The organism is Paraliobacillus zengyii (assembly GCF_003268595.1).
GTDB lineage: Bacteria > Bacillota > Bacilli > Bacillales > Amphibacillaceae > Paraliobacillus_A > Paraliobacillus_A zengyii.
This window is the reverse complement of sequence record NZ_CP029797.1, coordinates 1,677,741-1,691,684: the sequence shown is the minus strand read 5'-3', so window position 1 is coordinate 1,691,684 and position 13,944 is coordinate 1,677,741. Positions and strand designations below refer to the sequence as shown.

Genomic DNA, 13,944 nt, shown 5'->3' with positions numbered 1-13,944 from the left:
ACCTCCATTTATAAATGTTTTACTCAAGTTTTGATTCTATCAGAAATTTTATTGTCTGTAAAGTGTTTTTACATTACATGAACGGAAAATTAAATCCTTTTCCCTTTTTACCCTTCTTACCTGGTTGTGTATTGGTCATTTGTTTCATCATTTTTTTCATTTCATCAAACTGTTTTAATAACCGATTCACTTCAGATACAGGGCGTCCTGCTCCTTTAGCAATACGTTTTTTACGACTGGCATTCATGATGCTAGGCTCTTGGCGTTCTTGTTTTGTCATAGATTGAATAATAGCCTCTACATGTACAAGTTGTTTCTCATCCAATTGCACATTTTTAAGACCTTTCATTTTGTTCGCACCTGGTATCATACCAAGTATATCTTCTAGCGGTCCCATGTTTTTGACTTGTGCCATCTGATCAAGGAAGTCATCAAATGTAAAGGATGAGGAACGCATTTTCTGCTCAAGCTCTTTCACTTTCTTTTCGTCGACATTATCTTGCGCCTTTTCAATTAATGACAAGACATCTCCCATACCTAGAATACGAGAGGCCATTCTTTCAGGATGAAACGGCTCTAACTCATCTAACTTTTCGCCCATACCTGCGAATTTAATTGGTTTATCTGTGACAGCCTTAATAGAAAGGGCTGCACCACCACGTGTGTCACCATCTAGCTTGGTCAATATAACACCTGAGATATTTAATTGCTCATCAAAACTCTCCGCAACATTAACTGCGTCTTGACCAGTCATTGCATCAACAACTAAGAATATTTCATCTGGTGAAACATTTGTTTTGATTTGTTTTAATTCATCCATTAAATTTTCATCTACATGCAATCGACCTGCAGTATCGATAATAACGTAATCATGATGTTCTTCTTTCGCTTTTGCAATAGCTTCATTAGCAATATCAACTGGATTTGCTTCTGTACCCATTGAAAAAACAGGAATACTTAGTTGTGAACCGATCGTCTCCAATTGGTTAATTGCTGCTGGACGATAAACGTCAGCTGCTGCTAACATTGGTTTGCGATTATGTTTTTTTCGAAGTAGGTTCGCTAATTTACCAGATGTAGTTGTTTTACCTGCACCTTGTAAACCAACCATCATAATAACTGTTGGTGATCTTTCACTTACTGCTATCTTACTCTGTTCTCCACCCATTAACTCGGTTAGTTCTTCTTTTACTACTTTAATTACTTGTTGGCCCGGGGTTAAGCTATTCATTACTTCTTGGCCAACCGCACGTTCTTTAATCCGTTTGACAAAGTCTTTTACTACTTTAAAGTTTACATCGGCTTCTAATAAAGCAAGACGAACCTCCCGGGTCATTTCCTTTACATCTTGCTCACTAACTTTCCCTTTGCCAGTCATTTTTTTCATTGTTTGTTGCAGACGATCTGCTAAACCTTCAAATGCCATAGAGGGTGTCCTCCTAATCTAATTCTTTTAAATCATTCACGATTTTTTTTGCTTGTACATGTGTATCTATTTCTGGTATTTCTTGTAATTCATTAAGTAACTTTTGTCGAGATATAAATTTATCATACAGCTCGAGTTTTTCTTCATATGCCTCTAACATTGCTTCAGTTCGTCTAATATTGTCGTAGACAGCTTGCCTTGAGATCGTATATGTTTCCGATATTTCACCTAATGAATAGTCTTCTAAATAATACATTTCCATGTAATTACGTTGTTTTGGTGTTAATAATGCTTGATAAAAGTCGAATAAAAAATTAACCCTTGTTGTTTTTTCTAACAATATAAACACTCCTTGTTAAGTGAAAGACCTTTACATTTAAAATAGTAGACGATAGCTTACTTGTCTGTCAAGGATTCTATATTGTCTATTCCTTTTCAATCATATCAGCAAATAAACCATAAACAAATGCATGAGCATCAAATTCTTCTAGATCTGTGACTTTTTCACCTAATCCAACGTACTTAACAGGGATTTTCAATTCTTTTCGAATTGCTAGCACAATCCCACCTTTAGCTGTACCATCCAATTTAGTTAAGACAATTCCAGAAACATCCGTTGACTCAGAGAATGTTTTAGCTTGACTTAATGCATTTTGTCCAGTTGTTGCATCTAACACAAGGAGCACTTCATGTGGAGCGCCAGGAATCTCCCGTTCAATTACTCTTTTTACTTTCGAGAGCTCATTCATTAAGTTAACTTTATTTTGTAATCTGCCAGCTGTATCACAAAGCAAAACATCTGCACCGCGAGATTTCGCTGCTTTAACACCGTCATAAATAACGGCAGCAGGATCACTTCCTGCAGTCTGTTTAATTACATCAACTCCAACACGTTCTCCCCATACTTCAAGCTGTTCAATAGCGCCAGCTCTAAATGTATCACCTGCTACTAATACTACTTTTTTCCCTTGCTCTTTTAGTTGATGAGCCATTTTACCAATTGTTGTTGTTTTACCTACACCATTGACCCCAACAAAAAGAATAACAGAAAGATCATCATCTTGTATGTTTAGTTTCGTGTTAACATCATCATCACCAGCATAAATCTCCACTAATTTCTCAGAAATAACTTCTTTCAAATTAGCTGTATCTTTAATGTTTTGTCGTTTCACTTCTGTTTTTAATTCTTCTACTAAATCCATTACAGTCATCACACCGACATCTGCTTGGATTAAGATTTCTTCTAAATCTTCAAAGAAATCTTCATCAACTGTCCGATAGCGTGCAACTAAATTGTTAATCTTGCTAGAAAAAGAATCTCTTGTTTTGGATAGACCTTCTTTGTACTTATCTGATACATTGCTTTCTTCTTCTGTTGTAGTAAATTTCTCTTTTAACTTTTTAAAAAAACTCATATATTACTTCCTCTCTAGCTAATTCATTATATTGTCGTCTTCACTAAGTCATTTGTTTCTTCCAATTTAACTGATACCAAGCGCGAAACACCGGATTCTTGCATGGTTACGCCATAAAGAACATCCGCTTCTTCCATTGTTCCTTTTCTATGTGTGATTACGATAAATTGCGTATTTTCACTGTAATCTTTTAAATAACGCGCAAATCGATTTACGTTTGCATCATCCAATGCTGCTTCCACTTCATCTAATACACAAAACGGAACTGGTCGAACACGCAGAATAGCGAACAACAAAGCAATTGCTGTCAAAGCTCTTTCTCCACCAGATAAAAGGCCCAGCTGTTGCGCTTTTTTGCCTGGAGGTTGCGCCTTAATGTCAACCCCTGTTTCTAACATATCTGTTGGATCTGTTAAGATTAAAGCAGCATGTCCTCCACCAAATAATTGTTCAAACACAACAGAAAACTCTTCTTTTATTTGATAGAAGGTTGTTTCGAATTTCCGTTTCATCTCGTCATCCATTTCACCAATGACACTATATAATGTTTCTTTAGCCTCTAATAGATCTGTTTGCTGCGCTGTTAAGAATTCATAACGTTCTGCAATTCGATCGTATTCATCAATTGCTCCTAAGTTAACGGTTCCTAACTCTTCAATTGATCGCTTAATCAACTTTACATCCTGGCTTGCTTGATTTATATCTTCGGCTGTTGGATAGGTTGCTTTTGCTTTTTCATAAGTGATTACATACTCTGTTTGTAGATGATTTAAACGATTTTCTAATTCTACATCCAAACGGGTAGCTTTCACTTCCTTCTGTTGAATCATCTCTGTTATTGCTTGTCTTTGATTAAGAAGCGTTTTAATTTCTCTTTCAGCATCTTCAATAAATTGCGTTTGTTTTAGTCTCTTTTGGCGATTTGATTGAATGGATTCGGTTACTTCTTGTTTTTCGGCTTGCTTTTGCACTACTTTCTCTTCAAAAGCTAGTTGTTTATCATCTGTTTGATGAAAGGCTATTAACTCATTTAATTGTTGCGTTATATTCTTTTCTGAAGTCTGTAATTCTCTAAACGTTTGCTCCAGAATTTCTGTTTTCTCTAATTGATGTTGCACTTGTCCTTCTTGTTCAGCCAACTTCACTTGTAAACGGTGATAGTTTTCTTTTAAATCCGTATAATTTTCTTGATGCGTATTTTTCTCACTCGTTAAACGATTAATTTCGGCCTGTCTACTTGCTAATTGTTCTTCTAATAGGATAAGCGTTTCCTCAATTTGATGTTTTTTGTCTGTTAATTCTTTTTTATCTTTTTCAAATTGAGCTTTTTCTTGATCATATATACTTAGATTACTATTTATGTGACGAATATTTGCTTGATTCTCCGCCATTTGTTCCCGCAACTTATTTTCTTCCTGTTGCATCGTTTGAATACTTGTTCTTGCTTGCTCTAAATCTACTTCTTTTTCAAAGATTAATTGTTTTTGCTTGTTAACTTTCTCTTCAAATTCAATAATATTTTGATTGAATTTAGTTAACTTATTGGTTACATCTTGCAAGTCATTATCTCTTGTAAATAGTGATTGATTCGTATTTTTACGCGCCCCACCAGACATAGACCCACCAGGATTAACAATGTCGCCTTCTATCGTTACAACGCGGTAGCGACGTTCTAACGTTCCAGCTATTGCATTAGCATCTTTTAATGTGCTCGCAAATATCGTATTTCCAAGTAAATAACGAATAACCCCATCATATTTTTCGTCAAAATGTATTAAATCACTAGCAACACCAATAAATCCAGATTGATTTTCCACTTTTTGTTTCAGGTTTAATGGAAGCGATTTTGCTCGCATTGTTTTTAGTGGTAAAAAAGTAGCTCTACCATTATTCGATTGTTTTAACCATTCGATTGCTCGTCTTGCTATTCCTTCATCATCTACTACAATATGCTGAGTTTGCCCACCAAGCGCTGTTTCCATTGCAGTAACATATTCCTTAGGAACATCAAGTAACTCGATTACAGCTCCATGTACGCCTGATAAACGCTTCTCTTCTCTTGCTTTTAATATCGCTTTAACACCTTGGAAAAAACCTTGAAAGTCTTCCTTCATATCTTCAAGCATTTCTTTCTTAGATTTTAGTTTTTCAATATATTGATAACCTTGATTGAGTTTGGTTTGTGATGCTTGATATTCTTCTTTTATTTGCTCAATTTTTTCTTTATCAGCATGTAAACCATCTTCTTTTTGTTTTCGATTTGCGTGTTGTACTTCTAATTGTCCTTGATAATCCGTTAATACACTTGTTAGTGTGTCTCTTTGTGCCAATTGATCTTCAAATTTTGATTCCTGATTTTTCTGTCTGTAATCCATTTGATTTAACTGTTGCTCAATCGATTGTTTGGCGTTCCTTTTCGCTGCTTGTTCATTAAGCAATTCAATGTAGTCACTTTTTAGTTCTTCTATTTTTTCTTCGCTATTTTCAGAAGACTGGTCTAGTTGCGTTTTCACTATGTTGGTCTGTTGCTTTGTCTGGTTGCGTACAGACTCAAGTTCAGTAAGTTTTTCGGTTTGTGTATTCAATTCATCTTCAATAGATGTAATTCTAACTTGTAGTGTTTCTAGTTCTGTTTCTAATTTTTCTTTATTCTCTGTAAAGTGTTTGGACCGCTCTTCCATTAGCTTCTTGTTACCTTCTAAATTCTCTAATTCTTGTGTTGAAGCTAATAGTTTTTCTTGTAAAACTTCTATAGATTGATCCAACTGTTGCATATCTTGTCTTTCTCTTTCTAAGACAGCTTCTTTTTGCTGAATAGATGTCGTAAAAGCGATCTCCTCATCTTTATTTTCTTTAATATCTTCAAGATACTCGGACCATTGCTTATGAAGCGTTTCAATTTCAGCGTTTAATAACGCAATTTCTTTCGTTTTCAAACTTTCTTTTTTAGCTATATATTCTTTAGCAGTGGAAGCCTGTTGTTGCAAAGGTTCTAACTGCTTTTCTATTTCATGTGTAATATCTTCAACTCGATTTAAATTCTCCTGAGTTTCTGCAAGTTTATATTCGGCTTTCTTTTTACGGTTTTTATATTTTAAAACACCTGCAGCTTCTTCAAAAATTGTGCGTCTTTCTTCTGCTTTCGAGCTTAATATTTCTTCAACTTTCCCTTGACTAATAATAGAAAATGCATCTCGTCCTAAACCAGAATCCATAAATAAATCAACAATATCTTTTAATCGACAAGATTGCTTGTTTAATAAATATTCACTTTCACCAGAACGATATACACGCCTAGTTACACTTACTTCTTCATAATCAATCGGTAATGCTTGATCATGGTTATCTAAAATAAGGGTAACCTCTGCGACATTTAAAGCTTTTCGTGTATCACTACCCTGAAAAATAATATCTTCCATCTTTGTACCACGCAATGATTTAGCAGACTGCTCCCCTAAAACCCATCGTATTGCGTCTGTTATATTGCTTTTTCCGCTTCCGTTTGGTCCTACCACTGCAGTAACACCCGGAACAAAATCTACTGAAACGCGTTCAGCAAATGATTTAAAACCAACTGATTCTAATTTTTTTAGGAACATATACATTCTCCTATTAAGTCGCTACTATTTTTTAACTCATTAATTATTTTACTACAATTTCAACTAAAAGCTTGCATTTCAACTAAACTATTTTATCATAAAGAGAGGAGAGATAGAAGGTCAGATTACCAAAGGAGTGTTCGTTTGAATTTAAATGAAGCAACAAATGAAAACCTTACTTATATTCTAAAGGAAATTGCTAGCCAGTTACGCGTGGTAAATGAATCAATTATGGATCCAGATGATTACAATCTAGAGAAGTATGATGATCTAAAAGCGTTATATGATGTTTTAATTCAAAAAGGTCAATTAAGCGTTTCTGAAACACAAGCATTTATTCAAGAACTTTCAAGTATCCGTAAATAAAATAGAGTGATTGTTGGCTTGTTTTTACGAATAGCTATTCATAAAGACGAGCCAACCATCAATCATTTTATTCTACCTTTGATCTAATGCCTTTTTAGCAGCTCGTTGTTCTGCTTCCTTCTTTGTTCTACCATGTCCAACTCCAGCAATTTCTTGATTCAAACGTACGTTTGCAATGAATTCGCGATCATGTGCGGGACCTTTTTCCTCAACTATTTCATATACAATCTCTGCATCTCTATTCTGTTGAATCAATTCCTGCAACTGGCTTTTATAATCCATTGCGTGAGAAAAGGCACCTTTTTCAATTTTTGGATAAAGGTATTTATCCAAGAAGTCTAATACAACATCAAAACCTTGATCTAAGTAAAGTGCACCAACAAAAGCTTCAAAAACATCAGCTAATAATGCTGGACGCTTTCTCCCACCAGTTCGTTCTTCACCCTTACCAAGTAACACGTATTGATCAAACGATAAATCATTTGCAAAACCAACTAAGGCAGGCTCACAGACAATTGATGCGCGTAATTTCGTTAACTCTCCTTCTGCCATATTAGGATAAGTACGATATAAATATTGCGAAACACCTAGTTCTAATACCGCATCTCCTAAAAATTCAAGCCGTTCATTATCTTGAGATGATTTGCCACGATTTTCATTCACATAAGAAGAATGTGTAAAAGCTTGTTGCAATATCGATTCATTATTAAAATGAATTTGCAAATGATCTTGTAATGGTTGAAAATTCATATCCTTCGCCTCCTATTCATTATTTTAACACCTTTATTTTTAAGCTCTTTTCTAAAAGATTGTTGTTTAAAACATTTCCATAGACTGCCCTTAACCATACTTACGTCAGCATTATCATCAACTACGACGTAACGAATTATCTAACCCGCTTCTCAAGTGAAATTGACTCCCTTTCCGCAGGCACGGCTTCAGCTAACTCGGATAAGCAAAGACCGCTTTCCGAGTGGATCTTCAGCCCGTGGGATTGCGATTACTCATCCCATCGAAAACATGTGCTGTTCCTGCAGGAGTGTCGTCAATTTCACTTGATACGCTAGTTATAATAAATTAACAACTGATGTGTTTTTCAGTAACTAACATAGTTACTGGTATTTAAATTCAGTATGAAATAGGACACGCTTTACTTATTTATAAACAAAAACTAGCGGAGCAAGTGAGATGGGTGAGACTCCTGTGGGAACAACACAAACCGAAGATCCTCTCTAGAAGCGATTTTTGCTTCTAGAGATAGCTGAGGTTGTGCCCACGGAAAGCGATCCCATTTCACTTGTGGAGCGTAGCGGTAAAAAAGTTTCACTACGTCGCAGTTTTTATCAAGTTCATATTGAAAAGCAACAATCTTTTCGAAAAGAGCCATATTTTAAAAGTCTCGCTTTTTGAGCGAGACTTTTTAATTGATACCATTTATTAGGATTGGCTGTTTATGTACGTTACAGCATCACCAACCGTTTGAAGTTTTTCTGCATCTTCATCAGCGATTTCCATATCAAACTCATCTTCTAGTTCCATAACAAGTTCAACAACATCTAATGAATCTGCTTCTAAATCATCTTTAAAAGATGCCTCTAAAGTTACTTTATCTTCTTCAACATCTAGGCGATCGATCACTATTTTCTTTACGCGTTCAAATGTATCTGCCATCTTTCGTTCACCCCCTTTCAAAGTAGCAAGAGAATAACAAATTCTACATTACCATACCACCATCAACTTGTATAGTTTGTCCAGTGATATAACTTGCATCATCAGAAGCTAAAAATCGCACAACTTTCGCAACATCCTCACCACTACCCAATCTTGTAAGAGGTATTAATTCAGTCATTGCATCGCGTTGCTCAATTGATAATTTAGCTGTCATATCTGTTTCAATAAATCCTGGTGCAACTGCATTTACTAAGATATTACGCGTAGCTAATTCCTTTGCAGCGGTTTTAGTCATACCAATTACACCAGCTTTTGCTGCTACATAGTTTGCTTGACCAGCGTTACCACTAATACCAACTACTGAGGCGACATTAATAATTCGACCAGCTCTTTGCTTCATCATTTGTCTTGTCACAGCTTTCGTAGTAAGAAAAACACCTTTTAAATTCGTTTGAATTACTTCATCAAATTCTTCTTCTTTCATACGCATGATCAAATTATCACGCGTTATACCGGCATTATTAACTAAGATATCTAAACTACCAAATATTTCTATTACTTGCTTGATCATATCTTTGACTTCTGCTTCAACCGTAACATCTGCTTGAATCTTAATTGCCTCTATGCCTAATGCTTCTATCTCATCAACAACTTGTTGTGCTTTTGTTTCGTTGCCTGCAAAGTTGACGGCAACTTTCACTCCTTGCGATGCAAGCTCTAGTGCAACTGATCTACCAATCCCTCGAGAAGCACCTGTTATAAGTGCTACCTTACCTTTAAGCATTAAGATTCCTCCTTATACCATGAAATAAACGCCTGAAGTGATTCTGGATCTTGGATAGAGAAAGTAGTCATGCGACGATTCACTTTCTTCATTAATCCAGTTAAGACTTTTCCAGTACCAATTTCTACGATAGCATCCAATGAATCATCATTCAAACGGTGTAAAATTTCTTCAAAACGAACTGGTGAATACAATTGTTCTATTAGTAATTGTTTAATTTCTACTTGGTCTGTCACTTCTTCGGCCGATACATTCGCATAGACAGGAATTTCCGCATTGGTAACATTTACTTGTTCTAATCGTTTAGAAAATTCATTAGCAGCTGGTTTCATTAAACTAGAATGAAATGGTCCACTAACATTTAACGGTAAGACCCGTTTTGCTCCAGCTTCTTTTAACTTTGTAACGGCATGTTCTATTGCTACTTTAGTTCCTGAAATGACTATTTGACCTGGACAATTCAAATTAGCAATTTCAATCACTTCATTTGTTTCCGTTTGAATTTGATCTAATTCTTTTTGCAGAGTATCTTGCTCCATTCCGAGAACCGCAGCCATTAGTCCTTGACCTTTTGGATATGCTTCTTCCATCAACCGACCTCTAGCTTGTACTAATGGTAAGGCATCCTGAAATGGCAAAGCATTTGCTGCCACGAGTGCGCTGTATTCGCCAAGACTATGACCAGCAAGACGTACTGGTTTAATACCTTCCTCAAAAAGTACCCTAGTAATAGCAATGCTAGTAAGTAATAAAGCAGGTTGGGCATTCTCTGTTTGCTTTAACTTATCGTCTGGGCCCACAAACATAAGATCCGTTAAATTTAAATTCAATAATGCATTAGCCTGTTCAAAAAGTTCTTTTACCACCGGATACGTTTGATATAATTCTTCACCCATACCAACTTGTTGTGATCCTTGTCCGGGATATATAAAGGCTACTTGTTTCATATTATTCCTCCTCACTGGCGTCATACTCTGCTACTGTTGTTTCAATTTTTTTTGTGACATCATATTCCACCATATGACATGCTTGCTTAATTGCACTAAAAATCGCACGAGCGTTTGAAGAACCATGTGCTTTGATAACTGGGGATTGAAGACCAAAAAGTCCTGCACCACCATATTCTGAATAGTCTAATTGATCTTTTAGTTTCCTTAAATCTTTTTGCATCAATCCAGCAGCTACTTTTGTCTTCATGTTAGCCATAAATGACTTCTTCAACATAGAAAACATTGTCGCAGCTGTACCCTCAATTGTTTTCAGCGTTATATTACCACTAAAACCATCTGTAACAACCACATCTGCAACACCGTCAAGTAAATCTCGTGCTTCTACATTACCAATGAAGTTAATCGGTGCTTGTTTTAATAGAGAAAAAGCAGCTTTTGTCAGTTCATTGCCTTTACCATCTTCTGTTCCAATATTCAGTAAGCCTACTCGAGGTGAAGTGATCCCCCGGACTTTCTCACTATAAATTGTACCCATGATTGCAAATTGAACGAGGTGTTTCGCTTTTGCGTCTACATTAGCACCAACATCTAATAATAAAAATCCTTTTTGATCTTTAGTTGGTAAAGTTGGGCTTAGTGCTGGTCTTTCTATACCTTTGATACGGCCGACTTGAAATAAACCAGCGCTCATTAACGCTCCGGTACTCCCTGCTGATACACAAGCGTCAGCTCGTTTTTCCTTCACTTCATTTGCCATTAAAACTAGAGAAGAGTCCTTTTTTCTACGAACAGCTCGAACAGGTTCTTCATCACCAGTTATTACAGTTGTTGTATGTATAATCGATATCTTGCTGTCATCTGTTAAATGAGTCGCTATTTTTTCTTGATCTCCCACTAATGTTATTTCAAGGTTTTCAATCTGTTTGACAGCTTCCATAGCCCCTTTTACTACTGCTTCTGGAGCATGGTCGCCTCCCATTGCATCAATTACTAACTTCATGTCGATCTTCTCCTTTTTGTTCTGTAGAACGATACATATCGAACACACCAGAAAAAACAATTTCATTATCAACATAGCTATCTACTTCAACCGATGTCCGTTGATTTTCAACAGCAGTGACTACTTTAGCTTTTGCAATAACGCGTTCCCCTTGTTTAACTTGTCGCGTAAACTTTATCTCTGCCTTAGCGGTTAAAGCTAGCTCATCGTTAATAACTGCCACAGCTAATGAATTAGCTTGAGCAAATAAATGATGGCCACGAGCAATATCATTACGTGAGAATACATGTTCACTACTAATGTCTAAAATAGAAATAGCCCGATTGTCTAATTCTAAATCAATCACTTCTCCAATTACTTCATCAATTCGTAATGCTTTTACGGTTTCATTCCATTGATCGGTTGCGACAGATTTGATTCGTTCACGCAACTCAGGAATGGATAATTCCATTCTGTCTAATCGAATAGTCTGAATACTAACGCCAAACTGTTTTGCCAACGCTTCATCCGTAATGAAAGGCATCTCTTTAATTGTTTCTTGTAATTTTTGTTGTCTATGTTTTTTCGGTAATTTCATTTATTTAAACACCATCCTAGTTTTCTCATCACTTCCAATGTAAAACTAAAGAGAATTTTTAATTTATGAGTAGGTACTAATAGTAATATATAATACCAAAGAAAAAGATGCAAGCCCCTTTAATCAAATGAAGATCCATTATTGTTTAATTCTTTTGTGATGTAGCTTTTAAGTGCATAATAATTTGGATCTTTCAATCGATCTTGATAAACAATTGATTGTGCATCATTTCTGGCCGTTTCTAATGCACGATAATCTTGAACAATATCAGCTACTTTAAACTCAGGTAAGCCACTTTGTTTTTTACCAAAAAAGTCCCCAGGTCCTCTTAATTGCAAATCTTGCTCTGCTAATTCAAATCCATTACTCGTTTCGGTCATAATTTTCATACGTTCTTTTCCTACTTCACCTTTAGGATCAGCAAGTAAAATACAATAACTCTGCGCTTGCCCACGTCCCACTCTTCCTCTTAATTGGTGTAATTGTGATAAACCAAATCTTTCTGCATCATATACGAGCATAACTGTTGCATTTGGAACATTCACACCTACCTCCACAACTGTCGTAGAAACTAAAACATGAATCTCATTAGCCGCAAACTGCTGCATAACATCTTCTTTTTCATCACTATGTAACCTACCATGTAATAAACCAACTTTAGTCGACGAAGGGAATGTATTTTGTAATTGATTATATAAGTCTACCGCATTTTGAATATCTATTTTATCCGATTCTTCAATTAATGGACAAATAACATACGCTTGATAACCACTATCCACTTCTTTTTGAATGAATTGTAATAGACGAGGGAGCATGTTTTCTTTTACCCAATAGGTTTCAACTGTTTTACGACCAACTGGCATCTCATCAATTTGCGATACATCCATATCACCGTAACTTGTAATAGCAAGTGTTCTAGGGATGGGGGTAGCTGTCATAAATAGTACATCTGGATCCATTCCTTTGTCACGCAACGTCTTTCGTTGATTAACACCAAAACGATGTTGCTCATCGACAATCACTGTACCTAAATTAGCAAAGACCACTTCCTCTTGGATCAATGCATGGGTACCGATAGTAATATCCACTTGATGCGTCTTGATTTTTTCTAGAATCTCTTTTCGTTTTTTCCCTTTAACAGAACCAGTTAATAACATAATCGTTCCGTATCCATCGAATAAAGACTGTAACGATTCATAATGTTGTTCAGCCAATATTTCTGTTGGCACCATAATTGCTCCCTGCTTTTTAGATGTAATAGAAGCAAATAAGGCAATCGCAGCGACAGCTGTTTTCCCTGAACCAACATCACCTTGTAATAATCGATTCATTCGGTAAGGGGCACGTAAATCTACTAATATTTCATCAAGTGAACGTTTTTGCGCATCTGTTAACTTAAATGGTAACGTTTCAATAAACTGATTAACTTGAGACGCATCATATATTTGGCTATTTCCTTTTGTACGCTCTCGATCTCTTTTACGAAATAATTGCATTTTTAATTGGAACAATAAAAGCTCTTCATAAATAAAACGACGCTTCGCATGCTTAAGCGTTTGAAAATTAGATGGAAAATGCATTTCCCTCAATGCTTTAGCCCTTGTTGGCAGCTTGTAAGATTCTATATAAGGATTTGGTAATATTTCTTCAATCTCACCTGCAAATTGATCGATAGCCTGCATCATTATTTTTTTGAATTGTGCTGACTTTAGTATATTCTTTAAATAATAAACAGGCTGAATCGGATCATCTTGTTTCACTTTACCCTTTTTATATTGATTGACAGTAATTTGTAAGCGATGCTGATCCCATTTCCCAGTTAATGTTACTGTATCACCTTGTTGTAATTGTTTTTTCGCGAAAGGTCGATTGAACATAATCCCTTTTATGATTACTTCTTCAACTTGAAGATGAAATATTAAGCGTGATTTCTTTTTTCCGAAAAAGGTGAGCACAGGATCTCCTACGACTTCCCCTTCTATCGATACTTTCTCATCATGCCTTAATTCACTGACAGGTTTGATTTCATAATGTTCGTATCTGTTTGGAAAATAAAAGAGCAAATCATTAACTGTATAAATCCCCAGTTCTTCAAAGTTCTTTTGTAAAGCTTCTCCTACTCCTTTAACTTGCTCAATCGAATGATCTCCCAATTA

12 protein-coding genes are annotated in these 13,944 nt (G+C 35.8%); 1 reads left to right on the top strand and 11 read right to left on the bottom strand.

All coding sequences use genetic code 11. The features are described 5' to 3' along the window. Positions 1–73 precede the first annotated feature (73 nt). The 4 genes from ffh to smc form a co-directional block, all read right to left on the bottom strand. On the bottom strand, positions 74–1,426 hold the full coding sequence (ffh, locus tag DM447_RS08560) for a signal recognition particle protein (RefSeq protein WP_112180820.1): 1,353 nt from the start codon (positions 1,424–1,426) through the stop codon (positions 74–76). Positions 1,427–1,439: 13 nt separating this feature from the next. Then, positions 1,440–1,766, bottom strand: coding sequence for a putative DNA-binding protein (locus DM447_RS08555; RefSeq protein WP_198663107.1), 327 nt, complete (start codon positions 1,764–1,766; stop codon positions 1,440–1,442). 85 nt (positions 1,767–1,851) lie between these two features. Next, positions 1,852–2,841 carry a signal recognition particle-docking protein FtsY gene (ftsY, locus tag DM447_RS08550; RefSeq protein WP_112180819.1) on the bottom strand — a complete coding sequence of 330 codons (990 nt, stop codon included), beginning with the start codon at positions 2,839–2,841 and terminating at the stop codon, positions 1,852–1,854. 26 nt (positions 2,842–2,867) lie between these two features. Next, complete coding sequence (gene smc, locus DM447_RS08545; RefSeq protein WP_112180818.1) at positions 2,868–6,440, bottom strand: chromosome segregation protein SMC; 3,573 nt, start codon at positions 6,438–6,440, stop codon at positions 2,868–2,870. Between the two features lie 144 nt (positions 6,441–6,584). Here smc and DM447_RS08540 point away from each other — a divergent pair, with 144 nt between their 5' ends. After that, positions 6,585–6,806: a DUF1128 domain-containing protein gene (locus DM447_RS08540; protein WP_112180817.1), complete on the top strand. Its 222-nt coding sequence runs from the start codon at positions 6,585–6,587 to the stop codon at positions 6,804–6,806. Between the two features lie 72 nt (positions 6,807–6,878). On the opposite strand, the gene rnc is transcribed toward DM447_RS08540, so the two are convergent. The 7 genes from rnc to recG form a co-directional block, all read right to left on the bottom strand. Then, entirely contained in the window at positions 6,879–7,556 is a 678-nt protein-coding gene (gene rnc / locus DM447_RS08535; RefSeq protein ID WP_112180816.1) for a ribonuclease III, read from the bottom strand. Between the two features lie 687 nt (positions 7,557–8,243). Next, positions 8,244–8,477, bottom strand: coding sequence for an acyl carrier protein (locus DM447_RS08525; RefSeq protein ID WP_112180814.1), 234 nt, complete (start codon positions 8,475–8,477; stop codon positions 8,244–8,246). A gap of 43 nt (positions 8,478–8,520) precedes the next feature. Beyond that, positions 8,521–9,261: a 3-oxoacyl-[acyl-carrier-protein] reductase gene (gene fabG / locus DM447_RS08520; protein WP_112180813.1), complete on the bottom strand. Its 741-nt coding sequence runs from the start codon at positions 9,259–9,261 to the stop codon at positions 8,521–8,523. Then, positions 9,261–10,208 carry an ACP S-malonyltransferase gene (fabD, locus tag DM447_RS08515; RefSeq protein ID WP_112180812.1) on the bottom strand — a complete coding sequence of 316 codons (948 nt, stop codon included), beginning with the start codon at positions 10,206–10,208 and terminating at the stop codon, positions 9,261–9,263. The genes fabG and fabD overlap by 1 nt, the downstream gene beginning before the upstream one ends. 1 nt (position 10,209) lies before the next feature. Next, a complete protein-coding gene (gene plsX / locus DM447_RS08510) occupies positions 10,210–11,211 on the bottom strand; it encodes a phosphate acyltransferase PlsX (protein ID WP_112180811.1) in 1,002 nt (333 codons plus the stop codon). Beyond that, entirely contained in the window at positions 11,195–11,788 is a 594-nt protein-coding gene (fapR, locus tag DM447_RS08505; protein ID WP_112180810.1) for a transcription factor FapR, read from the bottom strand. The genes plsX and fapR overlap by 17 nt, the downstream gene beginning before the upstream one ends. Positions 11,789–11,907: 119 nt before the next feature. After that, positions 11,908–13,941, bottom strand: coding sequence for an ATP-dependent DNA helicase RecG (recG, locus tag DM447_RS08500; protein ID WP_112180809.1), 2,034 nt, complete (start codon positions 13,939–13,941; stop codon positions 11,908–11,910). Positions 13,942–13,944: the final 3 nt, after the last annotated feature.